Source organism: Rhizobium sp. BK661, from assembly GCF_024808825.1.
Classification (GTDB): domain Bacteria; phylum Pseudomonadota; class Alphaproteobacteria; order Rhizobiales; family Rhizobiaceae; genus Rhizobium.
This window is the reverse complement of record NZ_JANTYT010000001.1, coordinates 727,448-754,038: the sequence shown is the minus strand read 5'-3', so window position 1 is coordinate 754,038 and position 26,591 is coordinate 727,448. Positions and strand designations below refer to the sequence as shown.

General features: G+C 59.3%; 26 protein-coding genes. 1 reads left to right on the top strand and 25 read right to left on the bottom strand.

Features of this window, described 5'->3' with window-relative positions; all coding sequences use genetic code 11:
- Positions 1 to 227: 227 nt before the first annotated feature.
- The 5 genes from FHX16_RS03710 to FHX16_RS03690 form a co-directional block, all read right to left on the bottom strand.
- Positions 228 to 1,319, bottom strand: coding sequence for an ABC transporter ATP-binding protein (locus FHX16_RS03710; protein ID WP_183752622.1), 1,092 nt, complete (start codon positions 1,317 to 1,319; stop codon positions 228 to 230).
- 20 nt (positions 1,320 to 1,339) lie between these two features.
- Positions 1,340 to 2,992, bottom strand: coding sequence for an alpha-glucosidase family protein (locus FHX16_RS03705; protein ID WP_183860178.1), 1,653 nt, complete (start codon positions 2,990 to 2,992; stop codon positions 1,340 to 1,342).
- Between the two features lie 26 nt (positions 2,993 to 3,018).
- On the bottom strand, positions 3,019 to 4,182 hold the full coding sequence (locus FHX16_RS03700; protein ID WP_114711471.1) for a carbohydrate ABC transporter permease: 1,164 nt from the start codon (positions 4,180 to 4,182) through the stop codon (positions 3,019 to 3,021).
- 1 nt (position 4,183) lies between these two features.
- Positions 4,184 to 5,197 (bottom strand): carbohydrate ABC transporter permease, encoded by a 1,014-nt coding sequence (locus FHX16_RS03695; RefSeq protein ID WP_114711469.1) that lies wholly within the window; start codon positions 5,195 to 5,197, stop codon positions 4,184 to 4,186.
- A 165-nt stretch (positions 5,198 to 5,362) separates the two neighbouring features.
- Complete coding sequence (locus FHX16_RS03690) at positions 5,363 to 6,727, bottom strand: ABC transporter substrate-binding protein (RefSeq protein WP_259126529.1); 1,365 nt, start codon at positions 6,725 to 6,727, stop codon at positions 5,363 to 5,365.
- 282 nt (positions 6,728 to 7,009) lie between these two features.
- On the opposite strand from FHX16_RS03690, the gene FHX16_RS03685 reads away from it, so the two are divergent.
- Positions 7,010 to 8,056, top strand: coding sequence for a LacI family DNA-binding transcriptional regulator (locus FHX16_RS03685; protein WP_016552794.1), 1,047 nt, complete (start codon positions 7,010 to 7,012; stop codon positions 8,054 to 8,056).
- On the opposite strand, the gene folD is transcribed toward FHX16_RS03685, so the two are convergent.
- From folD to motC, 20 genes are all read right to left on the bottom strand, one after another.
- Complete coding sequence (gene folD, locus FHX16_RS03680; RefSeq protein ID WP_183860182.1) at positions 8,035 to 8,934, bottom strand: bifunctional methylenetetrahydrofolate dehydrogenase/methenyltetrahydrofolate cyclohydrolase FolD; 900 nt, start codon at positions 8,932 to 8,934, stop codon at positions 8,035 to 8,037. The two genes, FHX16_RS03685 and folD, sit on opposite strands and share 22 nt — an antisense overlap.
- 118 nt (positions 8,935 to 9,052) lie before the next feature.
- The gene (locus FHX16_RS03675) at positions 9,053 to 10,747 is read right to left on the bottom strand and encodes a succinoglycan biosynthesis protein (RefSeq protein WP_259126528.1); all 1,695 of its coding nucleotides are present in this window, start codon (positions 10,745 to 10,747) and stop codon (positions 9,053 to 9,055) included.
- Between the two features lie 120 nt (positions 10,748 to 10,867).
- Positions 10,868 to 11,659: a WecB/TagA/CpsF family glycosyltransferase gene (locus tag FHX16_RS03670; protein ID WP_183860186.1), complete on the bottom strand. Its 792-nt coding sequence runs from the start codon at positions 11,657 to 11,659 to the stop codon at positions 10,868 to 10,870.
- A gap of 273 nt (positions 11,660 to 11,932) precedes the next feature.
- Complete coding sequence (locus FHX16_RS03665) at positions 11,933 to 12,466, bottom strand: hypothetical protein (protein WP_183752636.1); 534 nt, start codon at positions 12,464 to 12,466, stop codon at positions 11,933 to 11,935.
- Positions 12,466 to 12,831, bottom strand: coding sequence for a hypothetical protein (locus tag FHX16_RS03660; protein ID WP_183752638.1), 366 nt, complete (start codon positions 12,829 to 12,831; stop codon positions 12,466 to 12,468). The genes FHX16_RS03665 and FHX16_RS03660 overlap by 1 nt, the downstream gene beginning before the upstream one ends.
- Positions 12,832 to 12,848: 17 nt before the next feature.
- On the bottom strand, positions 12,849 to 13,415 hold the full coding sequence (locus tag FHX16_RS03655; RefSeq protein ID WP_016552788.1) for a rod-binding protein: 567 nt from the start codon (positions 13,413 to 13,415) through the stop codon (positions 12,849 to 12,851).
- 32 nt (positions 13,416 to 13,447) lie between these two features.
- Positions 13,448 to 13,861 (bottom strand): hypothetical protein, encoded by a 414-nt coding sequence (locus FHX16_RS03650; protein ID WP_259126525.1) that lies wholly within the window; start codon positions 13,859 to 13,861, stop codon positions 13,448 to 13,450.
- Positions 13,862 to 13,865: 4 nt separating this feature from the next.
- Positions 13,866 to 14,618, bottom strand: coding sequence for a flagellar biosynthetic protein FliR (fliR, locus tag FHX16_RS03645; RefSeq protein ID WP_183860190.1), 753 nt, complete (start codon positions 14,616 to 14,618; stop codon positions 13,866 to 13,868).
- The gene (gene flhA / locus FHX16_RS03640; RefSeq protein ID WP_183752644.1) at positions 14,615 to 16,702 is read right to left on the bottom strand and encodes a flagellar biosynthesis protein FlhA; all 2,088 of its coding nucleotides are present in this window, start codon (positions 16,700 to 16,702) and stop codon (positions 14,615 to 14,617) included. Before flhA ends, fliR begins: the two co-directional genes overlap by 4 nt.
- An 88-nt stretch (positions 16,703 to 16,790) precedes the next feature.
- On the bottom strand, positions 16,791 to 17,057 hold the full coding sequence (gene fliQ / locus FHX16_RS03635; RefSeq protein WP_016552783.1) for a flagellar biosynthesis protein FliQ: 267 nt from the start codon (positions 17,055 to 17,057) through the stop codon (positions 16,791 to 16,793).
- 64 nt (positions 17,058 to 17,121) lie between these two features.
- Positions 17,122 to 17,562 (bottom strand): flagellar hook assembly protein FlgD, encoded by a 441-nt coding sequence (flgD, locus tag FHX16_RS03630; protein ID WP_183752646.1) that lies wholly within the window; start codon positions 17,560 to 17,562, stop codon positions 17,122 to 17,124.
- Positions 17,553 to 18,002, bottom strand: coding sequence for a flagellar biosynthesis repressor FlbT (flbT, locus tag FHX16_RS03625; RefSeq protein WP_016552781.1), 450 nt, complete (start codon positions 18,000 to 18,002; stop codon positions 17,553 to 17,555). Before flbT ends, flgD begins: the two co-directional genes overlap by 10 nt.
- Positions 17,999 to 18,346 carry a flagellar biosynthesis regulator FlaF gene (gene flaF / locus FHX16_RS03620; protein WP_007530128.1) on the bottom strand — a complete coding sequence of 116 codons (348 nt, stop codon included), beginning with the start codon at positions 18,344 to 18,346 and terminating at the stop codon, positions 17,999 to 18,001. Before flaF ends, flbT begins: the two co-directional genes overlap by 4 nt.
- Positions 18,347 to 18,382: 36 nt before the next feature.
- Positions 18,383 to 19,504, bottom strand: coding sequence for a flagellar hook-associated family protein (locus FHX16_RS03615; protein ID WP_016552780.1), 1,122 nt, complete (start codon positions 19,502 to 19,504; stop codon positions 18,383 to 18,385).
- Between the two features lie 3 nt (positions 19,505 to 19,507).
- Entirely contained in the window at positions 19,508 to 20,974 is a 1,467-nt protein-coding gene (flgK, locus tag FHX16_RS03610) for a flagellar hook-associated protein FlgK (RefSeq protein ID WP_183752648.1), read from the bottom strand.
- Between the two features lie 18 nt (positions 20,975 to 20,992).
- Complete coding sequence (locus FHX16_RS03605) at positions 20,993 to 22,294, bottom strand: flagellar hook protein FlgE (protein ID WP_183752650.1); 1,302 nt, start codon at positions 22,292 to 22,294, stop codon at positions 20,993 to 20,995.
- 128 nt (positions 22,295 to 22,422) lie between these two features.
- Positions 22,423 to 23,094 carry a transcriptional activator Rem gene (rem, locus tag FHX16_RS03600; protein WP_016552777.1) on the bottom strand — a complete coding sequence of 224 codons (672 nt, stop codon included), beginning with the start codon at positions 23,092 to 23,094 and terminating at the stop codon, positions 22,423 to 22,425.
- A 283-nt stretch (positions 23,095 to 23,377) separates the two neighbouring features.
- Positions 23,378 to 23,941, bottom strand: a complete 564-nt coding sequence (locus tag FHX16_RS03595; RefSeq protein WP_114711449.1) for a transglycosylase SLT domain-containing protein — start codon at positions 23,939 to 23,941, stop codon at positions 23,378 to 23,380.
- Entirely contained in the window at positions 23,883 to 25,280 is a 1,398-nt protein-coding gene (locus FHX16_RS03590; protein WP_259126522.1) for a flagellar hook-length control protein FliK, read from the bottom strand. Before FHX16_RS03590 ends, FHX16_RS03595 begins: the two co-directional genes overlap by 59 nt.
- A gap of 1 nt (position 25,281) precedes the next feature.
- Positions 25,282 to 26,589 (bottom strand): chemotaxis protein MotC, encoded by a 1,308-nt coding sequence (gene motC / locus FHX16_RS03585; protein WP_183860196.1) that lies wholly within the window; start codon positions 26,587 to 26,589, stop codon positions 25,282 to 25,284.
- Positions 26,590 to 26,591: the final 2 nt, after the last annotated feature.

Here is a 26,591-nt window from a genome sequence, read left to right as displayed (position 1 = left end):
GGATTGGATGGAGCCACCGCTCGTATTCCCCTCAATACTCAATGAGGAAATACTAGCGGGCGATGCTTAACAGAAGGTGAGAGCAGTTTCGATATCGAGTACTGTCCACAGCGAACGGCGGGGCGTGTCTCAGCAAATAATATTGTTTTCGATCAGATACATAAAAAGCCCGGCAGCGCTTGCTGACCCCCGGGCTTCGCTTTTTGCTGCTCCCGTTTGGAGCAATTTTATTTACGATACGTACGGCCGTCCGCATCAAAGAGATGCAATTTGGAACGGTCGGCAGAGAAATGCATCTTCTGGCCCCTTTTGATGTCGTAAATGCCTGGCAGCTTGACGATGATCGGTTCGCCGCGGACAAGGCCCTCGATGTAGAGAAGCGTCACCTCACCGAGCGCCTCGACGATCGAGACTTCGCCTTCGAAAAGATAGTCGTCGCCCGCACCGGCGACACGCAGATCTTCAGGGCGGACGCCGAAGCTTGCCGTCTTGCCCTTCTCGGAAGCCGCTGTCGCAATATCCAGCGTGACGGACTTGCCGCCCGTCAGCGTCACCGTTGTCGTGTTGCCAGCTTCGGTGATGGTCGCAGGAATGACGTTCATCGCCGGAGAGCCGATGAACTTCGCGACGAAGAGGTTTGCCGGGCGCTCGTAGAGTTCCAGCGGCGCGCCTACCTGCTCGATGTTGCCTGCAGAAAGAACGACGATGCGGTCGGCAAGCGTCATCGCTTCGACCTGATCGTGGGTGACGTAGATCATTGTCGTGCCGGCCATCTGCTCGCTGAGGCGGGCAATCTCGATGCGGGTTGCGACACGAAGAGCTGCATCGAGGTTCGACAGCGGCTCGTCGAAGAGGAAGACTTTGGGGTTGCGGCAGATGGCGCGGCCGATGGCCACGCGCTGGCGCTGACCACCGGAGAGTGCCTTCGGCAGACGATCGAGATACTTGCCGAGCTGCAGGCTGTCGGCCGCAGCACGAACACGGCGATCGATCTCCTGCTTGCTTTCGCCGGCGATCTTCATGCCGAACGCCATGTTGTCGTAAACCGTCATGTGCGGATAGAGCGCGTAGGATTGGAACACCATGGCGATGCCGCGCTTCGACGGCGGCACATCGTTGACCAGTTGGCCATCGATATACATGTCACCGCCGGTGATGTTCTCCAGGCCGGCAATCATGCGCAACAGCGTGGATTTTCCGCAGCCCGAAGGACCGACGAACACAACGAACTCGCCCTCCTTGATCTCAAGATCGATCCCGTGAAGAACGTCCACGGAGCCGTAGGATTTGCGAATATCCTTGAGCGTCAGTCCAGTCATTAATTCCTCCTCCAGAATCGTCAGGCGAGACGAGCGAAATACGCTCCCCATGCCGGAATATCGATCTTCTCACCGTAGTTATTGCTGACGAAGCCGTGGCCCGTCAACGCCTGCCAGTCGCCGGCGGGCAAAACAGCTGCGCTTTCGGTAGCGCTCATGTTGAAGACACAAAGCAGCTTCTCGTTGCCGTATTCGCGCACGAAAATCAGCACGTCGTCCTGCGGTTCCATGAACTCGATCTCGCCCTTCGCAAAGGCGGGATGCTGCTTGCGGAAGGCGAGGAAGCGGCGATAGTGCTCGAGCACCGAGGTCTCATCGCCCTGCTGGACGCTGACTGCGCGCAGGATGTGTTCGACCGGGACCGGCAGCCATGGCTTGACGGTGGAGAAGCCACCCTGAGCAACCTGACTGTCCCAGACCATCGGCGTGCGGCAGCCGTCACGGCCCTTGAACTCCGGCCAGAACTGGATGCCGTACGGGTCCTGCAGGTCCTGGTAGGCAAGATCGGCTTCGGTGAGGCCGAGTTCCTCGCCCTGATAGAGGCAGACCGAGCCGCGCAACGTCAGCAGCAGGGACGCATACTGCTTGGCAAAGGCATCGTGGTCAGCGACCAGCGATCCCCAGCGGCTGACATGGCGCATGACATCGTGGTTGGAGAAAGCCCAGCAGGCCCAGCCATCCGGTGCAGCCGCAGCGAAGTCTTCCATGACCTCTTCAACCCGCTCGGGAGCCAGGGGATCGGGCGCAAGGAACTCGAAGGCATAACACATATGCATCTTGTCGTTGCCTGATGTGTATTCGCCGACGATCTCGAGACCGCGCTGACTGTCGCCCACCTCGCCGACGGCCGCAATCGCCGGAAACTCCTCGAGCACGGCGCGGAACCGCTTGAGAAACTCGAGGTTCTCCGGGCGGTTCTTGTCGTAGACGTGTTCCTGGAAGTTATAGGGATTGACCGCCGGAGCGGTGGACGCGTTGCGACGCTCAGGGGGCAGAGCCGGATTGTCGCGCAGTTCCCTATCATGGAAGTAGAAGTTGATCGTATCGAGACGGAAGCCGTCGACGCCGCGCTTCAGCCAGAAGCGCACCACATCCAGCAGCCGATCCTGAACCTCGGGATTGTGCAGGTTCATATCCGGTTGCGAGGTCAGGAAGTTATGCATGTAGTATTGCATGCGCGTCGGGTCCCACGCCCATGCGGACCCGCCGAAGATCGACAGCCAGTTGTTCGGCGGCGTGCCGTCCGGCTTGGCATCGGCCCAGACATACCAATCCGCCTTGGCGTTCGTCTTGCTCGTGCGGCTTTCGACGAACCAAGGATGCTGGTCCGAGCTGTGCGAGATGACGAGGTCGATCATCACGCGGATACCGAGGCGATGGGCTTCTGCTATCAGCGTGTCGAAATCCACCAGCGTGCCAAAAATCGGATCGACGTTTTCGTAGTCGGAAACGTCATAGCCGAAATCGCGCATCGGCGAGGTGAAGAACGGCGAGATCCAGATCGCGTCGGCGCCGAGGGCCGCGACATGCGGCAAACGGGCGGTGATGCCCTTCAGATCGCCGATGCCGTCGCCGTTCGAATCCTGGTAGGAGCGCGGGTAGATCTGATAGATCACCGCGCCCCGCCACCAGTCCTTGTCGGCCGTCAAAATGGATTGGGATGCCATGCTCATGTTTCCTGTTGGATGCTTTCTGGTTGCTAGCCGCCCTTGACCGAGCCCGCGAGCAGACCACGCACCAGATAGCGCTGCAAGCTAAAGAACACGAGCAACGGTACGACAATGGTGACGAAGGCCGATGCCGTCAGGATTTCCCAGTTGCCACCCCGCGAGCCGAGCAGTGCATTCAGGGCACCTGTCAGAACGAGGTGATCCCTGTCGGTTCCGAGGAAGACCATGGCGACGAGCAGGTCGTTCCACACCCACAGGAACTGGAAGATCGCGAAGGATGCGAGCGCCGGGAAGGACAAAGGCAGTACGATACGGGTAAAGATTTCGAAATCGCTGGCGCCGTCGACGCGGGCGGATTCGATGATCTCCTTCGGAAGGCCGGCGATATAGGCGCGCAGCAGGTAGATGGCGAGCGGCATGCCGAAGGCGGTGTGCGCAAACCAGATACCGGGATAGGTCTTCGACGGAGCGTCGAGCAGCGCGCCGATGCCGTTATAAAGCCTGAGAAGCGGGATCAGCGACATCTGCAGCGGCACGACGATCAGGCCGACGACGAGCGCGATCATCAGCGCGCGACCGGGGAATTCCATCCAGCTCAGCGCATAGGCGGCGAAGGCGGCAATGAGGATCGGGATGATCGTCGCCGGGATGGTCACGGTCAACGAGTTGATGAAGGATTGGCCAATCCCCTCGCTGGTCAAAACGTTCTTGTAGTTCTGCAGGGTGAATTCCGGCGGCGTGGCGACGGAAATGTAAACACGCCGGCCGCCATCATCCGGTCCAAAGGCGGCGTTCTTCATGTAGCGATAGTTACCATCGCTGGCGACGGTCAGCGAAAGGCCATCGCCAAGATCTGCCGTCTCGCCGGCCTTATAGGCAGATGGCTGCTGGACGCGCGTTCCGAAGGCCCGGATGGAACGGCCCTGCTGGCCCTCCAGCACATTGCCGGAAATGACGTAGACGGCTCCCTCCTGCGTCTGCTGGTCCGGCTGGCCAAGACGCGCCGCAACCGTCCGCGACGAGCCGGCAAAAGCCGTCCACCAGCCGGAGACGACGAGCTGGTCCTTGTCACGCAGCGCACTGACAAAGATGCCGAGTGTCGGGATCAGCCAAATGATGACGATGACAAGCACCGCGAAGTGAACGAAGAGGCGGGCGGGGCCGATCTTGAAGAAATCTCGGGTCAGCGTCATCTCAGTGGCCTCCCAGCTCGCGATTTGCACGGCGGACGTTCCAGACCATGATCGGCGTCACGGCGAGCATGATGATCAACGCGATAACAGCACTTCGGCCGGAATCGCCGCCTCCACGGAAGAGCCAGTTGAACATGAGGTTGGCGAGCACCATCGTATTCCATTGACCATTGGTCATGGTCAGCACGATATCGAAGACCTTGAGGACGAGGATCGTGATCGTCGTCCAGACAACGGCGATCGTGCCCCAGACCTGCGGCACCATGATGCGCCAGAAGATCTGCCAACCATTCGCGCCGTCGATGACGGCAGCCTCGATGGTTTCCTCCGGGATGCCGCGAAGTGCTGCGGACAGGATCACCATGGCGAAACCCGTCTGAATCCAGATCAGGATGATCATCAGGAAGAAGTTGTTCCAGAAGGGCACCGAGATCCACACCTGCGGCGTGCCGCCGAACAGCTGGACGATGGCGTTGAGCAAGCCGATCTGTACATCGTTGCCGCCACGATACTCGTAGATGAACTTCCAGATGACCGATGCGCCGACGAAGGAGATCGCCATCGGCATGAACACGATGCTCTTGGCGATATTGCCCCACCAGATGCGATCGGTCATGACGGCGATAACGAGGCCGAAGAAAGTGCAGGCCGCCGGCACGACAGCCAGCCACAAGATGTTATTGAAGATCGACTGGCGGAATTCGCGGTCGGTAAAGGCCCACTGGTAGTTCGCAAAGCCGACGAACTGTTCGCCGGAGCGGTCATAGAAAGACAGGATCAGCGTCGCGACCACAGGATAGACGAGATAGACGACAAGCAGCAAAAGGGCGGGCCCGATGAACAGCCACGGTCGGATCATTGCCCGGCGGTTCAGGTTACGCGCCGCGAAATGGATATCGCCATGCTTCACCGGCAGCGACCAATCCAAGATCTTGTTCGAGAAGTAGAAATAGGCCGAGCAGGCGAAGACCGCCACGACCACGACCCCTAAAGCGGAAACTATCTGCGACAGCATTCGTCCCTCCCCTGCGACCCGGTCTATCCTGACGGGTTTGCGCGCCGATGTCGTCACGCCGCCGTCGCTTTCGAAGCGACAGGCGACAGTGGCCGGACACTCCCAGTATCCGGCCATGCACTTCAATCATGCCGCCGCAAACGGCGGCATGGAACTCAGGCGTTGTTACTTGATGGCATCCCAGGCGCCCTGGATTTCCGTGGCGGTCTCTTCCGCGGACTTGCCACCGACGAAATCGACCATGCCGGTCCAGAACGCACCGGCACCGATCTTGCCAGGCATCAGGTCGGAGCCATCGAAGCGGAAGGTAGTCGCGGTCGTCAGGATCTCGCCTTCCTTTTTCATCTGCTCATTGGCGTAGGCGGCCGTGTTGACACCCTTGTACGGCGTCAGGAAGCTCGACTGCGCCATCCAGACTTCGTGTGCGATCGGCGTCTTCAGGAATTCGACGAAAGCACGAGCAGCCTTGGAGTCCTTGGTGATGGTGACGAGAGTACCCGCACCGAGAACCGGCTTGCCGAGGTCGGCATGCGCCGCATAGGTCGGCATGTAGAAGAAGTCGGCATCCTGACCGAGCTTCGTGCCTTCAGGGAAGAAGGACGGGATGAACGAAGCCTGATGGTGCAGGTAGCACTTCGGCGGCACCCCGAAGAGGCCCTTCGGGCTGTCGCGGAAGTCGGTTGCGGCTACAGCTGCAACACCGCCACTGACATACTTCTCGTTCTTGGCGAAGGAACCGAATTCCTCGATCGCAGCCACCACGGCAGGATCCGTGAACTTCACTTCGTTGGTGGTCCACTTGTCGTAAACGTCAGGCTTCTGCTGGCGCAGCATGATGTCTTCAATCCAGTCCGTTGCCGGCCAACCGGTCGCACCACCTGAACCGAGACCGATGCACCACGGAACACCGCCGTCCTTGACGATCTGCTCCGTCAGGGCGTGCAGTTCTTCCATCGTCGTCGGGACCTTGTAGCCTGCTTCCTTGAAATTCTCGGGAACGTACCAGACCAGCGACTTCACGTCGGCCTTATACGGGAAGGCATAGAAGGCTTCCTTGCCGTCCTTGCCCTTGTAGGTGCCGTAGCCGACCCAGCTGTCGCCAGCGCCGTAATTGTCCTTGATCCACTTGGAGTTCTCTTCACCAAGCGGCGTCAGGAATCCCTTGCTGGCGAGATCGGCGAGAAGGCCCGGCTGCGGCAGAACGGCGATATTCGGCGGCGAACCTGCCTGCGTGTCAATGACGATCTGCTGTTCGTAGTTTTCCGAAGAGGAATATTTGGCGTCTACGCCGGTCGCTTCGGTGAAATAAGCAAGAATGCTGCGGAAGAAGGCTTCGTCTTCGCCGCGCCACGGCCCGAAGATCGTCATCTGCTCGCCCTTGAGATCGGCGTGAGCAGCCTTGAAATCGTCGTAGCTCTTCCAGTTGAACTTCGAATCCTGCCCAGGGGCAAACTTCAGATCGGCAGCAGATGCGGCACCGGCAGCAAGAAGCGCCGCCGCAGCAACGCCCATCAAAAACGTCTTTCTCATGTGATCAACCTCCCATCACAATCCCAACCGCACTTTTGAACCATTTTGACGCCGTTCCAAAGCGCTTTGACAAAAGCACTCATGTCACTTTCGGCGGAAAAGAGTCAAGCAATTTTGCGAAAAGCGTAAAAGATGCGGCCTTTTATATCACGGCTTCAGCGCCATATCTTGGGAATATGGAGCGATTTTCCTTGAGTCAAGCGGCACAATTGCTACATAATTAAAAGCGCTTTGGATGCCATTGGGAGCTGGCAGCCAGGGTAGGCGGAGGAAGCATAGCACGTGAATTTGAAACAGCTATCGGAATTGCTTGGCCTGTCGCAGACGACGGTAAGCCGTGCATTGAACGGCTATCCAGAGGTCAATGAAGCGACGCGCGAGCGCGTTCTGCAGGCGGTGAAGGAAACTGGCTACCGCCCGAACAAGGCGGCTCAGCGGCTTGCAACCGGCAAGGCCGGCTCGATCGGCCTTGTGATGCCGACGGCTCCCGACCACTATTCCGATGTGCACTTCGGCGAGTTCCTGACGGGCCTCGGCGAGGAGGCCGTCCGCCACGATTTTCATTTCGTGATCATGCCTGCCGATCCTAACGACGAAGTGGGCGCGCTGCGGCGGCTTGCGATCAGCGGCAATGTCGATGCGCTGTTTGTGGCCTATATGCGTGGCCACGATCCGCGGCTGCCAATGCTGAAGTCGCTCTCCATGCCCTTCCTCGTGCATGGTCGTTCCATCGGTTCTGAGCCGGACTACCCTTATCTCGATATCGATAACGAAGGCGCTTTCTACGATGCGACGCGCCTGCTGCTGCAACTCGGCCATACGCGCTTCGCCCTGCTCAACGGGCCGGAACATCTCGACTTCGCAATGCGCCGCAAGAACGGGATGATTGCCGCGCTTTCCGAGCGCGGATTGTCACTTCCGGACGATCACATGAGCCACACGACGATGACCGACGAGCTTGGCCAGACTGCAATGGAACGGTTTCTGCAGATGCCGGAGCGACCGACGGCGATCCTGTGTTCCAGTACGGTGCTGGCGCTCGGCGCAATCCGCGCCGTCAATCAGGCTGGTTTGAAGCTCGGGGAGGACGTCTCGCTAATCGCGCATGACGACGTCCTGCCGCATCTGAAGCCAGAGAACTTCTCCGTGCCGCTGACAACGACGCGATCGTCGCTGCGCGCCGCGGGCGTTCGCATTGCCCAGCGCCTCATCGGCACGATCAAGCAGGATGGGCCGTTTCCGGAGCAGGAACTCTGGAAGACCGAGCTGATCGTCAGGTCCTCGACGGGGCCTGTGCCGCGAGCGGATCAGAACTTGGGCGGGGTTTGACCAGCCGTGCGGTGCGCGGCGATGACGGTGTTGGCCATCAGCATCGCGATCGTCATCGGCCCTACCCCGCCGGGAACCGGCGTGATGACGGCAGCGACTTTCGCGGCTTCATCAAAGGCAACGTCGCCAACAAGACGGGTCTTGCCTTCACCCTTTTCCGGCGCGGGAATGCGGTTGATGCCGACATCGATGACGGTAGCGCCGGGCTTTACCCAATCGCTCTTGACCATCTCGGGGCGTCCGACTGCCGCAACCAGAATGTCCGCGTTGCGGCAGACGGAGGGCAGATCCTTTGTGCGCGAGTGAGCAATCGTCACCGTCGCATTGGCGTTCAGCAGCAATTGTGCCATCGGCTTGCCGAAGAGGTTCGAGCGGCCGATAACCACGGCATTCAAGCCAGAAAGATCTTCGCCGTGTGTCCGGCGCACAAAGACCATCGCGCCTGCCGGTGTGCAGGAGACCAAGCCTGTTTCGAGATCGCCGGTCGCAAGCTTACCGGCATTGACGACGTGGAGACCATCGACGTCCTTTTCCGGCAGGATCGATTGGATGATCGGCTCGGATTTCAGGTGCTTGGGCAGCGGTAGTTGCACGAGGATGCCGTGGATCGACAGATCGTCGTTCAGCGAAGCGACGAGCGCCGCCAACTCCTCCTGGGTCGTCTCGACCGGCAAGGTGTGCTGGACGGATTTGAACCCGCATTCCTTCGCCATCTTGCTCTTGGAATTGACGTAGGCATGGCTGGCCGGGTCATCGCCGACGATCACGACGGCGAGTCCCGTCTTGACGCCACTCTGCTTGTCCAGTGCCGATGTCGCCGCCTTTACCGTTTCGATGACGGAAGCTGCGACCTGTTTGCCATCAATCACTGTCGTCAAGACTGTCTCCTGCCCTTGCTTTCGCTCATTATAGCCGGTGGCGCTCAGCGCGATTTGCCTGTCCACGCCCTATCCTGCCTAAAATGGCAAATGCAAGAACAATCGTGTCGCAGCAAGGTCAGGACGTCGCCGACCGGGTATGCAGCCTCTGCCGCATAGCGGCGAGGTCCGCGCGGATGGCGGCCATGTCCTGTGAAGTCTCGACCGGAGCCGATGATGGAGTGACACTTGCCGGCTCTCGCGTAATTGTCCGCATTGATGGCTCTTTCCTTATCGGAACGGCCAAGATGGTACGCGCCTTTACTGAGAGAGTCGCGAGGCCGAAAGCAAGCCCAGCAAGAGAGCCGAGCAGCGGTGGAAGCCAGCCTTGATCGGCCGGCACCGCAGCGACCTGCACGGGTTTCAGCAGTTGCACGCCGCCAGCGCCAGGCACGGATCCTGTGGTAATCGCATCGTCAAGACGCGAGCGCGCCGCGCTCGCCTTGTCGCGGAGTTCGATGAGTTTGGCCAGGTCGACGCCCGTATCCTTGCTCTGCGCGATGAGCGCATTGCGGCGGTCACTCAGCTGCCGTTTGTCTGTAGTGGCTGACTTGATCTCATCATTCGCGTCGCGCACCAGGCGCGCCAGTTCGTCGCCGACTGCTGCCCTCACGCTGTCGACCTCCGCCTGCTGCGCCTGAAGCTGAGGATGACGGGGGCCGAGACTGACGGACAGTTGCGAAAGGGCGAGTTGCGCGGCCACATCCTTGTCGCGGCGCTCGACGAGTGTCGGCGACATGAGATCCGCATCCAGTGTGCCGGCCAACACATCGCCGACTTTCGCCGTTTTTAGCCGGCGCACCCTGTCCTGAGCGGTGACGATGCGTTGCTCGGCCGCCTTCACCGCCGCATCAACGCTTCCGATCTGCTGCCGCAGATCAGTGGCAACCTTGACGTTTCCTTCGCCGCTCTTCTGCGTAAAGGAGGAAAGTTCGAGCTGTGCGGCGTCAGCCGCGTTCTTCAGCGATCCGCCTTCGGCCACTGCGGTGGTGGCGCCTGCGCCTGTTAGGATTGAGGCAAGGTAGCCGGCGATCCGTGTGGATTTCGCCACACTCCCGGTCGTCACCTTGAAATCGACCGTGCCCGCATGTGTATCGGTCGCCGTTTGAATTGCGGAGGCGAGTGATGCCTCGGCGCGTGAAACAGGATCGGTGGCGGCGCCATCGGCCGCGATCAGGTCGAAAGTCACCGCAAGCGCATCGGAGGACGCCCCGGAAAACTCGGCATCGCGATCGAGCTTCAATGCCGCGACGGTTGCTGCGACCGTGTGAGAAGACAAAAGCGTCCGTTCGGCCGCTTTTGCCATTTCACCGCGACCTTGGCCGGTGCCTTGGATGCTAAGCCTGCCTTCGGCGCTATAGCGCGCCGGTTCCACCGGGATCAGAGTACCGCTCGCGGCGCCCAATGCACACATGAGACCAATCATGAAAAGGGGCTGCAAACGCCGCGCACCGACGGCAAGTGGCGCCTGATTGAGATTTGCGGCCGGACGCACCACCTCTGGCTCCGCCACCACTGGCTGTGGCTCAACCACTGCAAATTCTGCATCGTTTGCGGCTTCGAGCCTCTTGCCCAAGATCGTCTCGATGCGGCTGACGAGCGCCGGCGCATCAGCCTGCCTTGCTCTCTGCTGCTCAAGCGCGCGCTCGATCACGCCGAGCAGTTGTGCCTCGGCCGCCGGCAACGCAGCCGCCGCATTGGATCGGGCCGCGGCACGATCGTGCCGGGCGGCCGACCGATCGAAGGCTTGGCTTCTCTGATTACTGTCGTACATCGCCAGATCTCATGCGTATGAACGGTCGGACGCCCGCGATTGCGGATGGTTAACCAAGCCTAAATGTTCATGGCAAAGAAATGGTTAACTGGCGGCGCCTGATGCGATGCCGCTAGCATCTTACCTCGATCGACTCAGGATCCGTTTGCGGCGTGATCGGCGGTACTGGAGCACATAGTAGAGAAACGCTGCAAAGCCGAGGCCATACTGAAGGCCCAAGCGAGCCGGTTTCTGCGTCCGGAGATAGGAGCGTCCGAAGCCCAGCCTCCGCACAATCGTCGGCGGACGACGGGGAGCACCTGCGACGGCGGCGAACAAGTCACCGGCAACAAGAACGAGCCGGGCGTGATCAGCCCGGATATTCCTATGAACCCATTTCTCCTGAGACGGCGTCGTCGCCCCGACGATGAGTATGTCGGGTCGCTGCTGGTCGATCTCCTTGACGATCGCCGATCCCCCTTCGGTCCCGTCGAATCTGTCGGAAATGACGATGAATTCATGCCACGGAGCGTGCTGCCGGAATGTCGCGGCTGTCTTTCTGACGGCCACTGGGGTGCTGCCGACCAGGCCGATGCGCCGTGGTATTTCCATGAACGTCAGTAGCGCCGGCACAAAATCGGGAGCCTTCAGGCTGGCTGGGAACGGTGATCCGTGCGCCGCCTTCGATGCGATATCGAGTCCCTGGCCATCGGGGAGCAGCAGACTTTGCGCAAGAACGGCACGATATTCACTGTCGCGCAGCGTCATCAGCATATTGCGCGCGTTGACGAACGAGATCGTCGTCTGTCCGGCCGGTATCGACAGCAGTTCGTTGATGAACACCAGCGCGTCATCCCAGCCGAGATCGCAAACCGGCAGATCGAAAATCGCACGACGGGACGACAGAACCGCGAAATTCGCGATCAAGTTCATGCCGGTCTCCTGACGGTAGTGCTTCATGCCGCATGCATCCCGGAACAGATAATCAATCGCGCGGGCGATTGAGCATCGACCGAGCGCGTTCGCCTGGGAGCGTATGTAAGAATTCCGGGAACCGGAATGCAGGTGCACAATCAGCCCATCGACGGGACTTGTAGCAGCGCGATTTCAACTATCCCTTAGGAAAATCGCTTGAATTGCCGGTTGCGAACGAAGGAATGATTAACCATCGAGACCCACACGCAGACATGCCGGCAACGGCAAGGTCTATTCGGTTGCAGCCGGATCCGACACTGGCGCCGGAGCTACGACGTTGACAGGCTTGACTGTCTTCTTCTGTTGACCGGAAGCGTTTGCCTTGACGTCTTCCTTGGAGAGATAGTCGAGCTGCTCCAGCATGACCTGGTCGATATAGTCCCCGCCGAGATGCTGGTTGATGTCCTTCTTGATCATCTCCCGGAAGGCATTCGGATCGAAGGATTTCATGTTCGAGATGTCGACCATCTTGTTGCCGACGAGCAGTGTGAAGAGTTCGTCGGTGGTCATTTCGGTCAGAGGCAAGGACACGTTCTTCACCGCGTCCTTGTTCATCATGAAAGACACCTTGCCGAGGAAGTAACCGGTGACCGCACCATCGGCAATGATCGGCACGGTGATCGTCTCGCCCTTTACAAGCTCGAGCTGGCTTTGCTTGGAATCATCAGGAGCCGGCGCAGGGGCCGTGGCCATGTGCACCGAGAAATAGACCGATGCCAGCGTGATCGCGCAAACCCAGACGCCTGTCAGAACGAGCTTAATCATCAAGCGTCACGTGCCACGAATTGCTCTTGGGAATAGGTGCCGTCGGCATCCGCATCCTGAACCGCATTCTTGAGGAGATCGGCAACCGTGCGGACCGCCTCAAGATGAGCTTCGACGCGCCGTGCGTTCAGTACCAGCTTCTTCTTCAGCCCGTGCAGCTGATCGAGATGCGTCTCCGCCAGTTCCTTCGGATCGGTGTCGCGGAAGAGCATCGAGAGTTCATAGAGGCAGCGGCTCTTGTGCGCGTTCGACACCTTGAGATCGAACTGCGGATCGTTGCCGATACGCGTGTTCTCATTGTCGATGATCATCTCCAGGCGTCCAAGAACCGATTTGATACGGTATTCGTTCGAGATTATTTCCATTTTTGTCCTCGATTCTCTCAGGCGTCATTGGCGGACTTGTTGTCCGCAGTTGTTGTACCGAAGGTCTTGCGCTGGAACTCGTCGATCATACTCATCGCCATGTTGCGATCGTCCTGATCGGTCGAAGCGTTGGCGACCTTGCCTTCCTGCTTCTTCAGCGCGTCCTGATAGAGCTGCTTGGCAATGCCGATGCCGTCGCCCTTTGAAATCTCGTTGCCGAGCTGTTCGGCCATCATGCCCTTCCAGATATCACCGGTGGCACCCTTGCCGTACACTTCTTCACTGTCGCTCGGCAGCATGTTCTTGATGAAGTTCTGCAGCACCATCGCCTCGAATTTGCGATAGGTTTCCGGCACCTCTTCCGTCTTGGTGGTGCGATTCTTGCCGTCGCTCAAACCGGTCTTGCCGACGGCGCGGTCGAGAATATCGACGGCCGACGTGAAGCCTTTGCCGGCTTCGGCGAGACTGTTGGCGGCAAAAGCGGCCTGGTTTGCCTTCAGTTTGTCCTGCGCCGCCTGAACCTCGAGTGGGTCGGCAGCCTTGACAACATCCAGGACCAGATCACTCGGAGGTGAAATAGCCAAGTCACAATCCTCTTGCTTTAAGATTGTGACGATTATGGTTTTTGAAGCTTGCTGGAGGCTGGCGTACCGAACTTTTGATCGATGAGATCATAGACCGCGTTGTCGTCGGCTTCGCGGCGCTCCGACTCCAAGGCCTCGCGCATGCCGTCTTCCAGCCTGTCGCCCCTGGCGCGCTCCTGAACAACGCGCATTTCGTGAATCTGCTGCATGCCGGTCAGCTGCTTGTCCTTGATCCCGAGCCGGTTGAAGCGATCCGCGTAGCCCTGAGAGAAGGCGTGGTGGACCGGATCCATAGAACCAAGCGCCAGGATGACGCTGTCCATCTGGTCGTTAACTTCTGCGCGCTGGCGGCTGGTTTCGGCAAGATCGAATTCGGCCATCTGCTCCAGATGACGTTGAACGGCCACGAGGCGCTTCAATTTCTGGGAGCGTGTCTTGTCCGCCATGCCGCTACCTGCCGATAAAGACGCTAGCGAAGGACTGGCCGAACTGGCTCACCAGTGCCGCCACGGAGAAATAGAAAAGGAACAGGCCGCCGAGAAGCAGGTACGGGGTCGATATGAAGTACACCGGAATCTGCGGCGCGAGCTTATTGATGAAGCCGATGGCGATGTTGAACATCAGGCCGTAGATCAGGAAGGGGCTTGAGAGCCGCAGCATGATCATGAAGGTCGACGACAGCGTGTCGGTGAACGAGATCAGCGTGCTGCGCATCTGCAGGATGCCTCCGAAGGGCATCGACGTGTAGGAATCCACCAACGCTCGGAACACGATGTGATGAAAGTCCATCATGAACAGGATCATCATGCCGGCGAAGGTGATGAAGCCTGAAAGGCTGCTTTCGGGGGTATCTTCGAAGATGTCGCCGGCGCTCGGCTGCGTGTATCCCACCATCATGGCGATGACACTCGCGGCGAACTGCAGGCCGAGCGTGTAGACCCGAGCGAGCATGCCGTACATCACACCGATCAACGATTCGCTGAAGATGTAACCGATATAGGTGGCGTTCGATGTATGAACGATCGGATAGACCGTATCCCACAGGACCGGAAGGATCGCCAGCGACAGGGCAGCACCGATGAAGACCCGCAATTGCGGCGGCACCCGCGCCGAGGAAAAGCCGGGCATCGCCAGGACGCAGCCGCCGATCCTGCAGAAGATCAGGAACAACGCCAGCACGGTCCCTTGCGGGTCAGTTATCATGAAATAGAGCCCAGAATCTTTATCTCGATGCCCTTGGCGAGCTCTACATGCGAGAGGACCGGGAGCGTTGCGAACAAGCGTTCGATGATCATGCGCACATAGGAGCGGGTTTCCGGCGAAGTGACAAGGGCGAACGGCAGACCGCGATCCATGAATTCACGGATAACTTTCGTTGCCTGCTCGCTGAACTCCTCGAGCATGCGCGGGTCGATGTCGAATTCGATGATCTCGCCCTTGTTGTCGCGCTTCAGAGCCTGATGGAAGGCAAGATCCCACTTGCTGCCGAGTCGCAACACCCGCAGGACGCCGTTGTCGGCAAGATCGCCACACAGCTGCTGTGCCATCCGAACGCGAACGTGTTCGACAATCTGCTCGGTCTTGCGGACATGGGGCGCCAGTTCGGCGACGGCTTCCAGGATGAGATGCAGGTTGCGAATTGATACGCGCTCGGCAAGGAGCAGCTTCAATACGGCTTGCAGACCGGAGTAAGACATATGCGACGAGCAGATCTCGTCCGCCAGCTTCTTGTATTCCGGATCGAGCCTGTCGATCAGCACCTTCACGTCCTTGTAGGAGAGAAGCGCCGGCAGATTGTTGCGGATGACTTCGCTCATATGCGTCAGCACGACGGAAACGTTGTCGATCGGCTGGAAACCTTCGCGCTTCAAGTCTTCGGAAAAAGCCTCAAGGATGGAAACGGCGGGCATGCCGAAGGCCGGCTCTCGAATCTCGTCGCCGGGAATGCTCGGTTTGCGGCCAGAGCCGGTGACAACAAGAACTTCGCCGACGCGCAGCATGTTCGACGCGACCGTCGTGCCGTGGATTCGGATCTGATAGGACTTCTCGGCGATGGCGATGTCGTCGGTCACCTTGATTTCGGGAACGACAAAGCCGTACTGCGTCGCGAACTTCTTGCGCATCTTTCCGACACGGAAGGCAAGCTCCTGATGGGCGCCGAGCAGCCGGGTCGACACCATCTTGCCGAGCGCGAGTTCGATCTCCGAGGTGCGCAGCACCGACTTGACGGAGTCCTTTTCGAGTTCCTTGTTCTGGACGACCTTCTTCTCTTCCTGCTCGCGTCGAGCCTTGTTCTCAGCCTCGACCTGGCGAGGAATGAACCAGGCACCGAAGGCCAAAAGACCGGCAAGGAACATGAAGGGGACGAATGGCAGACCCGGCATGAGGCCGAGGATTGCCATCAGCACGGCGGACACCGAAAGCGCGCGCGGATAGTTGCTGAGCTGATTGACGACCGCCTGCTCGGTGGAACCGACCGTGCCGCCGCGCGAAACGAGAAGGCCGGCGGCGAGCGAAACGATGAGCGCCGGCATCTGCGAGACGAGGCCGTCGCCGACCGAGAGCTTGACGAAAACGTCGGCGGCCTCGCCAATCGGCATCCCGTGACGGAAATAGCCGATGATGATGCCGCCGAAAATGTTGATGCAGGTAATCAGAAGACCGGCAATCGCGTCACCGCGAACGAACTTGGACGCACCGTCCATCGCACCGAAGAAGGAGCTTTCCTCTTCGAGTTCCTTACGCCGGCGCTGGGCTTCCTTCTCGTCGATGATGCCGGCAGAAAGATCGGCGTCGATCGACATCTGCTTGCCGGGGATCGCATCGAGGGTGAAGCGCGCGCCGACTTCCGCAATACGCGTCGCACCCTTGGTAATGACGATGAAGTTGATGGTGATCAGGATCAGAAAGACGATCAGACCGATCACGAAGTCGCCGGACATGACGAGGCTTGCAAACCCTGCGATGACGCCGCCGGCGGCATCATGGCCCTCGTTGCCGTGCGAAAGGATGACGCGGGTCGTCGCGATGTTGAGCGCCAAGCGCGTCATGGTCGCGATCAGGAGGATGGTCGGGAACGACGAGAAATCGAGCGGCTTCTGGATCCACAGCGCCACCATCAGGATCAGCACCGAGAAGGCGATCGAGAACGCCAGGCCCATGTCGATCAGGAATGGCGGGATCGGCAGGAAAAGCACGCAGATGATAACGATGATGCCCATGGCAAAACCGATATCACGTACGCTAAGTCCGGCTTTCGGAAGGGGAAGTGCGGGAGGTTGCGCCATTTCGATTCCGTCTCTTCATGAGAGGTGCGGGCATGATGCCCACCAATTCGGAACGAGAACTAAATGGCGAAGCTTGCGCGAAGGTGGCTCAGAAGCCAGACTGGATGCGCGAAAACACCAGATTGGTGAAAATCGAAATCTGCGATCCGACAAACGGCGCAGAGATGCCGATGGTCACGAGGACGGCCACGATCTTCGGAACGAAGGTGAGCGTTGCTTCCTGAACCTGCGTCAGCGCTTGGAAAAGCGCGATGATCAGACCGACCACCATGGCCGCCGCGACCGCCGGGCCGGCGGACACGAGAACGGTCCAGATCGCTGCCTGGAAGAGGTCAAGTGCATCAGCTTCATTCATTTTCAGGCAACCTCATATCGCCTTGCGGTTCGTCCGACTGGGCCGAACCGCTCTGTCATTTCACCTAGCTCGACGACGAAGTATCTGTCGTCGTCGGCGCCTTGTCGGACAGGGTGATTCCCGCCTGAACGAGGATATTACCGCCATCGGTCGTCGTCGCAATGATGCCGTCGGAATAAACCTTTACCGAGGCGACCGTGCCCTTCACGCTGCCGTCCGCGCTGGTCATGTATTTGCCGATGTAGCTGCCTGCCTGGGTCAGGCTCGAGCTTGCCAGCAACGTGTCCAGCTTGCTGTTCGTCTGGATCGTCTGCTCGACCTGCGAAAAGCTTGCCAGCTGCGACATCTGCTCGCTCGCATCCACCGGATCCGTCGGATCCTGGTTTTTCATCTGCGCGATGAGAAGCTGCAGGAAGTTGTCGTAGTTGAGCGTTGCCTTTTGCTGTGCGCTCGAGTTGCTCGACGACGAAGAATTGTTGACGTTTGATACGCCGTCTACCGCCATGGCGCGATCTCCTTGCGAATCTGCTCGACCATCGTCGGGTGCATTTCCTGGTTGTTGAGAATGCTGTCTTCGATCGAATAGAGGCCGCGGATCGCCTTCAACGCGTCAAAGGCGCGTCCGGTGGAAACCAGACCGTCAATGCGCTTCAGTTCGGCGAGGACTTCCTCGTTCTTGAAGCAGGTCAGCAACATCGTGATCGACTTGCGGAACATCGCCGTCGACTGATCCTTGCCTTCCGGATTGATGAGGATCATCTGCGCGATGAAGTAGAGCTGACGCAGAGGCGTCGTCGCGTCTTCCGGCTGGAGAACGTGGTTTTCAAGAAGGAACGTTACATCGTTCAGGAATTCCAACGCGACCTTGCGATCGACGCGCAAAACCGCACCGTTAATGAAGATCTTTTCCCCGGCTTTTAGCGAGATACGAAGTGTGCTTTTCATTTTAGTCCATCCCTGATGATGGTGGTAACGTCGATAATGCCTTGGTAGTTTGTCGACTGCCGGCGCCTGATCCGATCGCACTCTTTCAAGATCCAGATCGCGATGGAGATGAGGTTCGCCCGCAGCTGGATTTCAAGCTGGTTGTCCGGATGCTTGAGATCCTCGATAAAGCTCACCCAAACACGCCGGGTGTAGAACAATGCATCAATGGCTTCCCGGCTGTATTTCTCTTTGTCCCGTGCAATCGACAGCAGCTCGATGGACCGGTCGAGAACTTGACGCTCCCGCTCCTTCGCATCGGCCACCGAGTCCTCCATGATCTCGGAGTAAGAGAACTGATACATTCATGCATCCTTCTTTGTCTTTCATACCCTTGATCATCAAAGGTAGTTCACGAGACTCAACTGCTGGATTTTCGAGACAATGGTGTAGGCGGTCTCCAGCTGCGTCTGGAGCGTGTTGACCAGCGTCGATGCTTCCGAGGTATCCACGCCCTGGAGATCGACGAGCTTGTTCTGGATGATGCTGGACTGGGCATCGAGGGCATCGTTAGCCTTCTCGACGCGCTCCTGCGAAAGGCCGAGCTGGCTCGCCTGCGTCACGATGCCAGTCGTTGCCTGTGCCGCATAGCCAATCGCCTTCGACGTGACCGTGCTTAGTGCGTCAGCGCTTACATTCTGGCTTGCCAACGCCGATACTGTGATCGAGGCCAGCGCGAAGTAGCGCATGCCGTCCGAGTTGGAGTTGGTCGACGACGTCACGACTTCCGAGTTGCTGATACGGCTCGTCATGTTCTGGTTCGAGGCAGCCGACCAATCGCTCCAAGCAGGCGGCGTCACGTAGGCCGCTGGCGCCACCGGCGTCGGTGCACCGGGCGGCGGGAACGCGATCGGCGTCGAGGTGCCGTTGAAGGTGTCCTGCGAGAACATCGGCTCGACAAAGTTGGTGATGAAGGTGCCCATTTCGGCGCCCGTCAGAGAGCTGACCGGCTTGCCGAGGCCGCTTGCATAAGCCTCCAGGTTGGTCTGAATAGCGGTCGTCGCGGCGGTCTGCTGATTGGTGAGCGGCTGGACATCGGTGTTGATACCCGAGAACAGATACTCGCCGTTGAGCATCGAATTGCCGGTATCCATCAGCTGCGACAGCGCGTCACCGGCAGATTGCATTGCCACCGTGATGCTTGTCTTGTCCTGGCTGCCCTGAAGCGCGGTCAGCTTGGAGACCAGCGCATCGCCGGCCTTCTTCATGCTGTCGAGGCCGAGCTGCGATGCTTCCAACCGCGCTGAGACGACGGAATTGCTGCCCTTGAGAGCCTTGATACGGCTGACTTCGGCCGTGAAATTCACGCTTTTCGCCGCGCCCGAACCAAGCGAGGCACCAATGTCGGCGTAAACGCCGGTCGTTGCTTCGAGAGAAGCGCTAACCAATTGCTTCTGCGACTGGCGGATCGTCAATCGCATTGCGTTCTGAATGGCTGAGCTAGAAATAAATGAACTTTTCATGGCTTAACTCGCTATATCCAGCAATGACTTCATCATTTCGTCGACAGCGTTGAGGATCTTCGTAGCCGCCTTGTAGGACTGCTCGATATCGAGAAGCAGCGTCAGCTCTTCGTCGAGGTTAACGCCAGTCTCGTTGGAATACGCTTCCGTCGAACGCGAGAGCGCCGCGGAGGTGTTCTCGGAGGCCGTCGTTGCATCGCTTCGGTACTGCTCAAGCCAACCGATCGAGTTCGAGGCGTAGTCCATGATGTTGACGTTGGACGACAGCCCGGCGGTGGCCGAGAAGGTCTGCGCGGTGCCCATCTCCGTGTAGAGCGCGTCGAGATTGTCCGAGAAGCCGCTGCTGCCCGTTGTGTTCAGATTGGTGAGGCCCGAGATCGAGCCGTCACGCAACTTCATCGGGTCGCCGCCCTGGTTGGTGATGACGGCGGCGTTCACGGTGATCGTGCCGGCAATGCCGTCGATCACGCCAGGCGCAGTCGGGGTACCGCCCGGCGCTCCAACCGCTGTCTTCCAGACAAACAGGCCGGGCTGCGTGGTAGTGGGGGTGCCGCCGGTTTCCGAGAACATGGTGACGAGCGACTTCGCGATCTCATCGAGCTGCGACTGGAAGGTAGGAGCGATATCATCACGCACCTGCAGCAGCGCTTGCAGGCTTCCCTGAGCCGTGCTCGTCGAGCCCTTGCCGCTACCGAGCAGCACGCCGTCGATGTAGACGCCGTTGCCCTTCGTTTGAGCGGTATAGGTGTTCTGGGCGACAAACGTGACTGTGCGCGGGATCGTATCGAAGACGACGGTGCCGTCGGTTGTGTAGAGCGCCATATCGCCGTTGTCGCGGTCGACCGCGTTAACGCCGACGATCGAAGAGATCTGCTTGAGCAGCTTGTCCCGCTCGTCCAGGGCATCGGCTGGATTGCCGCCGGTCGCAGTGGCGCTCTTGACGGCGTCGTTCGCCGTCTTGAATTGCGCAAGCAGCGTGTTGAGAGTCGAGACCTGCGTCGCGATTTCCTTGTCGGCGCCCTGACGAACGGCCTGGACGGATTTCGTTGCGTCGTTCAGCGAATTGGCAACGTCTTGGGCTGCTGTAACTGCGCTCTGCGCGGCAATCGTGCTGCTCGGCGACGTGCGGAAAGCCTGCAGCTTTTCGCGGAACGTCGCCAAGTAGTTGGCTGGCGACGTCTCGTAATCGTTGCCGCCCATGATCGATTTCAGGTCGGTCAGCCCGCCCAGCAACGTCTGCTGGCCACTGTCCTGCGCACTCGCCTTCAGCCACTGACGCATCAGCGCGTCTTCCTGCGCGCGGCTGATCTTCACAACCTGCGCGCCACCCAGCGAGGTGGTGATCATCGCCTGCCGGCGCACGTAGTCGCTGTTGCTGGAGTTCGAGATATTGTTCGATACGACACTGCTTTGAGTGCCGGTATTGTTGAATATGTTCTGCGCCGTATTCAGTGCGGAAGTGAGCGACATGGCTTATCCGTACCCTACTTATCTCTTGAGGTTGACGAGGACGTCCATGATGTCGGACCCCGTCTGGAACACCTTGGAATTGGCGGTGTAGCTGCGCTGCGATTCGATCATTTCGGTCAGTTCGCCGGCGAGGTCGACGTTCGAGCTCTCCAGCGCACCCGCTTGGATCGAGCCGAAACCGTTCGTCTGCGGGAAGCCGGTAACCGTCACGCCCGACTGGCCGTTGGCGCTATAAACGTTGCCGCTCATCAGCGTCATGTTGTCCGGGCTGGCGACAGTCGCCAGCGGAACGCGGTAGAGCGGCTTAGACGTGCCGTCCGCGTACTTGGCATATACCGTGCCGTCCTTGTCGATCGTCACGTCCTTGACAGGGCTTGCAGCCTGGCCGTTCGGCGTACCGCTACCCGCGAATTCCGAAGCAAGCTGCGTGAAGCCGCTCACGTCCATCGCGATGGAGCCACCCGTTACCGGGTCGGTGAGCGTCATCGCGCCGGCGGAAGCCATCTTGCCGTTCGCGTCGAAGGTCAACGTCGTCGTACCAACCGCGGCCGACGAATAGGGGAACGATGACGTACCGCCCGTCGCCGCGTCGTCGTGCCGGTAGACTGCGACCTGCCAGGTGCCGGACGTTGCTGCAACCGGCGGCGGACCTGGGGAAGCTGGCGTCCCGGCCGCGGTCTTGGTGAAGTAGAAATCGTACTGCACGGTGTTGCCGAGCTTGTCGTAACCGACCATCGACATCTGCTTCGTGTCGGCGGTGATTGGCGCAGTGTTCGAGCTCGGCAGGTTGCCGGTCGCAACGTTCGCGTTCGAATTGAGGTTTCCGGAGAACGTACCCGTCGTCGAGGCGATCGCCGTCAGACCGGACTGGTTGACGTTGATCGGTACAAGGCCCGAGAAGCCGTTGACGACGACCGAGGGAGCGCCCGAATTGTAGGAGTAGCCCATCAGCTTGAAGCCGGCGGAATTGACCAGGTTACCTTCGGGATCCTTGGTGAAATCGCCGGCGCGAGTCAGGACCGGAACGCCGTCCGGGCTCTGAGCGATGAAGAAACCGTCACCAGAGATCGCGAGATCGTAGCTAGAGGTCGTGTAGGAGATATCGCCCTGCTCAGACACGGACTGGCGAACGGATGTCTGGACGCCACCCGAATTGTAGTTACCCGAGGTCGAGGGTAGAACCAGCGACGAGAAGGCGGTCGAAACGGCCTTGTAGCCCGTCGTGTTTGCGTTCGCGATGTTGTCGGCGACGGTGCTGAGGCGGTTTGCCTGGGCGTTCATGCCGGACACGGCCGTCTTCATGCTGCCAAAAATGCTCATCTGAAAACCTCGATTCCCTTAGTAGGCTTGAAAGTATTTGGTGGGCCTTGCGTGAAGCTGTCTGGAGCTGAACGATCGTCGGGAGAATGCAGCGACAATGCTCAGGCAACACGGCCCGTTCTAAAAAATCAGTTCCAATCAATGCAGTAGCCAAGAAAGCGCTTCGAATCGACCGGATCGAAGCCGAGCTTCTTCCGGAGCTTCTTGCGCAGCTTGGAAATATGACTTTCGACGACGTTCTCTTCGACTTCGTCGTCGAATATTCCGTAGATCGCGTTGAAGATCTGAGTCTTGGTGACGCGACGACCGCGATTTGCGATCAAATATTCGAGGATGCGGCGCTCGCGACGGGGAAGCGCAAAGACTTCGCCGTGAATTTCCGGATCGCGGCCATCGGAGAACACGCGGATTGCGCCGATGTCCGTGTGGCTGGAAATCGCTTTCAGTCGACGTCGAATGGCGGCGGCTCGGGCCAGGATCTCCCGGGGATGCACCGGCTTGCGCACGACGTCGTCGACGCCACAATCAAAAAGTGCAAGCGTGTTTTCCAAGGATGGCTGGTCGCTGACAGCGATAACCGGCGCCATCGTCCGATCGCGAATCGCGCGCGGCAGCTCGAAAGTCTGCTGCCCCTGGCCGATCAGGAACGCCTCGACAGCCGCGATATCAGAATCCGCCGCCGTCTGAACCCATTCGCCGAATTCATTTGGATCAAACCCTGTGGAGGGAATGCCTTCCCGCCCAAAAAGTGAAGTGTAACCATCTTTCACGAGCTCACGCTCATCAACCACTACGATCATTCGTCCGCCTCCGAATCACTTGTGGTACCTCGATGCTCTATGGGTACGAATCGCGCGATTCTGGGACAAGCTGTAGGAACTAATCGACGGGAATTAATAGTTGATTAAGAATTGAGGCGCGATTTGATCTAGATGTAGTAGCAGACCGAAATTATGCACACAAAAATTTCGTGGAAAAGTTAACAAGGTCTAAAATGTGACTTGCCTTGCCACATTGAGACAGATTCTCGCCACAATATGACACATTTCTGCTTTGTTCTGTTTTCTGCTCGCTTTGATTGAGTCAATTCTGGCAGAAGTTGCTCGCATTGGGAGTCCATTTGCCGTAGCCAGTGGCGACCAGATTGGCGATGACCCGGCAGACATATTGCTTTTGGGCGGGGTCGTTGTTGGGTCCGGCGTGATAACGGGCGACCGCCATTGTCCATGTTTCGTGCCGGTCATGGAGGTTGCGAAGGAACCGTGCCGCGTATTCCACATTGCGGCGGGGGTCGAACATCTCCTCTGCCGACCGAAAATTCTCACCATGGTAGTACTGGTTGATCTGCATGCAGCCGATGTCGATCAGCTTCGCACCGGACCTGCGCGCAACGTCAACCTGCCTCAGAGCGTCCTGCTCGGAGGGAGGAAAGAAGGCCTTCCCTTCGATGTTCAGCGCGTAAGGGTAGAGCGATCCCTTGCGACCGGTCTCGGTCAAACCAACGGAATAGAGTATCCCTTCGGGGATGCCATACTTCAACGCGGCGGATTGAATCTCCTGCTCACAGGCGCTGTTCGACGCCCATGCGCTAGAGATAGACGTCGCCACTGCGGCCGCTGCCAGCGGCGCCAGGAGAAGTGCCTTCAACACTGCTTTCGCCCGAGCCATTGAAGCCTCCGCCAGTTCGCTGTCCTGATTGATTTTGGCGCTCTCTGGCCTCGCCCTGGCCCTGCTGAGCAAAGGCCTGGCCCTGCTGCTGCGCTTGTGTGTTCGCCTGATTGCCGGTGTCGGAGCGGTCGACGGGCGCCATGCTGATCGTGACGTTGTCGATAGCGTAGCCTTGGCTGCGCAGAGCCTCGATGATCTTGCCGTGGTCTTCCTTGAGCTGTCGATAGGCCGCTCCGGTCTCGACCTTCAGGTCGACGTTGAGCGCGTCGCCCTGAAGCCGCATCGTGGCCGTGACCAGGCCGAGATCGATCGGATTCATCTGGATCTTGAGCGTATTCACCACCTTGCCGGTGCTCGACCACTCAGCGGCGTTCGACAGGGATGAGCTCGCCTGCATGGCCTGCGCCCATTCCGGATCACCGGATATCGCGGCCGTCACCGCGGCAGAATTGGTGTTCTGTGCCAGACCGATATAGCGGCGCGTGTCGAGGACGGATACACTCTCGATGCTGGCCTTGCCGCCGGACTCGGCTGGGGCATCCTTGTCCAAGCCAAGATGCATGTCCATCGACTGGCCGCGGCCATCGGCGCGGCTCAGCCGGAATGTCGTCGCGTCGGTAACGCCAGCAACATCCGTGCCCGGCAGTTGAACGTCACCCGTCGCATCGACGCTGACAGCATCGTTGTGAATGGACGTGTCGTCCTTTTGCTTGATGCCGGCCACCTGCTTGTCTTTGGGATCGGCCATTACCTTGCCGTCAGCCTTTTGGTTCGCAGCCGCCATGGCCGCAAACGCGGCTGCGGCGGTTCCGTCCGTCGGTAGCTGCTTCAATAGGCTGAGAACATCGGAGATGGCATTGTCGTTGTCGCCAGTGTTCGTGACCTCAGTGGCGTCAGTCTTCGGCTCCTTGGCGCCTTTGGCTGGACGGGACGCGACGGCATCCTCCAGCACGTCGGCAGCATCTTCCGGGACGGCCTCATCGTGCTTGCCCGCGGCCTTGGTGGCGCCGCGCTCCGTCTTCTTCGTGTCTTTGTCCACGGAGCCGGACGCCTTCTCTTTCATCTCGGTGTGGGCTGCGAGCGAAGCGCCTCCAAGGTCGATCAATGCCTTCGTGCTCGTATGACGCGGCGCGCTGGACCCGCTGCCGTCTGCCGTCGCTTGCCCTGCCGCGTCATGCTTGCCGCCGCTTGCCTTGTTCAGGACGTCGGAGAACCCTCCTGCGTCCGCATCACCGCCGCTGACCGTCTGACGGCCAGCGCCGGCCGCCGAGGCGGCCCCTGCTCCAGACGCTCCCCCCGAAACGCTGATGTCCATCATCTCAATTACTTTCTTTTTTCAAGAGGCCGTCGATTTCATCCAGCTGCGATCGGCTTGACGTCACGAATGCGCTGAATGACGGGTCGGCGTCCTGCTGTCCCCCAACATTGGATGGCGGCGTTAGATCCGCGTCTCCGACAACAGGACCTGGAGCTGGATTTGGTATATCCCCCTGCTCCGCCTCCGGTGAGGCTGCTGCCTGTTCAGAAGTAATTTCTTGGCTGTAAGATTTAGGGGTCGTCGCTTGCGTCAAGCTTGCCGGATCGGGCGCACGAAGCACTTGTTCCGCAATAGCTTTTGCCGCGGCCCGCAGTGCCTGGTCGCGTGGCGACAACTCCTGGTCCGGGATGGATGAGATGTTCTTCGTGGCCGCGTCGATCTTGTCCGTCGGGATCGACGCCATGCCGCCATAAAAATCCGCCAGCGCCCCAAAGGCATTGTCAGAATCGCCGGAGAGCGTCTGGGCGCGGGCCGCGGCCATCCGTGCGAGATCGCCCTTGCCGGCGATCGCAGCCGCGCGGGCGATGCGAAGATAGACCTCACGCTGCCTCGCCTCATCCATGAAGGAGAGGATGCTGATGACGTCGTCCGCCTTCACTTCGTGATCGTGATAGACGAGCAGCCTTACAAACAAGTCCGCGAACTGGCTGGCATAGGGTGAATGCAGGAAGCGGCGCACATAGCGTTGCGAATAATCAAGTCCCTTATCCACCATGCCGGCTTCAACACAGATCGAAACGGAGCGACGCAATGCCGCCTCCTCGACGATCGTTCCCGGCGCAGTGAGGCGCGCTTGATCATAAAGCTTCAGTGCTTCCATCGGACTCTTGGCGATGGTGACGTTACCGCCGACCAGCGCAAGATAGGGACCGATCTTCTTGTCTTTGTATTCGTTCGCGGTCTCGACAAGGCTCTTGGCGACGAGCAATCCCTTGCCGCTGAGATACTTCCGCAGCACGTCGCTGATGCGGTTGTCGAAGTGACCGTTTACATCCCGGGCGACCAGGTATTCGAGGGTCTCCGGATTGCCGCCACTCATCGCATAGATGAGTGCCGCATCGACGTTGCGATCATCGTCAAACACCGACTGGTCGATCGTACGCAGGCGCTGATCAATCGTGCCAAGCATGAAACGCTGCATCTCGGCGGCCGAGTGATCGCCGAGCACGACGGAATCTTGCACGAACTGCAACGAACGCAGCATCTTGTAAGGCGCGATGTCCTCCTGATCTTCCGCATGCGCGACCGCAGCAGGCCCCACCGCGAGGCCGAGAAGCATAAGCAGAAGACGTTGGTGGTGACGGATCATGA

Excerpts from the sequence above, each read along its gene's own strand:
- FHX16_RS03710 (WP_183752622.1), bottom strand. The coding sequence starts at position 1,319 with ATGACTGGACTGACGCTCAAGGATATTCGCAAATCCTACGGCTCCGTG.
- FHX16_RS03705 (WP_183860178.1), bottom strand. The coding sequence starts at position 2,992 with ATGAGCATGGCATCCCAATCCATTTTGACGGCCGACAAGGACTGGTGG.
- FHX16_RS03700 (WP_114711471.1), bottom strand. The coding sequence starts at position 4,182 with ATGACGCTGACCCGAGATTTCTTCAAGATCGGCCCCGCCCGCCTCTTC.
- FHX16_RS03695 (WP_114711469.1), bottom strand. The coding sequence starts at position 5,197 with ATGCTGTCGCAGATAGTTTCCGCTTTAGGGGTCGTGGTCGTGGCGGTC.
- FHX16_RS03690 (WP_259126529.1), bottom strand. The coding sequence starts at position 6,727 with ATGAGAAAGACGTTTTTGATGGGCGTTGCTGCGGCGGCGCTTCTTGCT.
- FHX16_RS03675 (WP_259126528.1), bottom strand. The coding sequence starts at position 10,747 with ATGTACGACAGTAATCAGAGAAGCCAAGCCTTCGATCGGTCGGCCGCC.
- FHX16_RS03670 (WP_183860186.1), bottom strand. The coding sequence starts at position 11,659 with ATGAACTTGATCGCGAATTTCGCGGTTCTGTCGTCCCGTCGTGCGATT.
- FHX16_RS03665 (WP_183752636.1), bottom strand. The coding sequence starts at position 12,466 with ATGATTAAGCTCGTTCTGACAGGCGTCTGGGTTTGCGCGATCACGCTG.
- FHX16_RS03660 (WP_183752638.1), bottom strand. The coding sequence starts at position 12,831 with ATGGAAATAATCTCGAACGAATACCGTATCAAATCGGTTCTTGGACGC.
- FHX16_RS03650 (WP_259126525.1), bottom strand. The coding sequence starts at position 13,861 with ATGGCGGACAAGACACGCTCCCAGAAATTGAAGCGCCTCGTGGCCGTT.
- fliR (WP_183860190.1), bottom strand. The coding sequence starts at position 14,618 with ATGATAACTGACCCGCAAGGGACCGTGCTGGCGTTGTTCCTGATCTTC.
- flhA (WP_183752644.1), bottom strand. The coding sequence starts at position 16,702 with ATGGCGCAACCTCCCGCACTTCCCCTTCCGAAAGCCGGACTTAGCGTA.
- fliQ (WP_016552783.1), bottom strand. The coding sequence starts at position 17,057 with ATGAATGAAGCTGATGCACTTGACCTCTTCCAGGCAGCGATCTGGACC.
- flgD (WP_183752646.1), bottom strand. The coding sequence starts at position 17,562 with ATGGCGGTAGACGGCGTATCAAACGTCAACAATTCTTCGTCGTCGAGC.
- flbT (WP_016552781.1), bottom strand. The coding sequence starts at position 18,002 with ATGAAAAGCACACTTCGTATCTCGCTAAAAGCCGGGGAAAAGATCTTC.
- flaF (WP_007530128.1), bottom strand. The coding sequence starts at position 18,346 with ATGTATCAGTTCTCTTACTCCGAGATCATGGAGGACTCGGTGGCCGAT.
- FHX16_RS03615 (WP_016552780.1), bottom strand. The coding sequence starts at position 19,504 with ATGAAAAGTTCATTTATTTCTAGCTCAGCCATTCAGAACGCAATGCGA.
- flgK (WP_183752648.1), bottom strand. The coding sequence starts at position 20,974 with ATGTCGCTCACTTCCGCACTGAATACGGCGCAGAACATATTCAACAAT.
- FHX16_RS03605 (WP_183752650.1), bottom strand. The coding sequence starts at position 22,294 with ATGAGCATTTTTGGCAGCATGAAGACGGCCGTGTCCGGCATGAACGCC.
- rem (WP_016552777.1), bottom strand. The coding sequence starts at position 23,094 with ATGATCGTAGTGGTTGATGAGCGTGAGCTCGTGAAAGATGGTTACACT.
- FHX16_RS03590 (WP_259126522.1), bottom strand. The coding sequence starts at position 25,280 with ATGATGGACATCAGCGTTTCGGGGGGAGCGTCTGGAGCAGGGGCCGCC.
- motC (WP_183860196.1), bottom strand. The coding sequence starts at position 26,589 with ATGATCCGTCACCACCAACGTCTTCTGCTTATGCTTCTCGGCCTCGCG.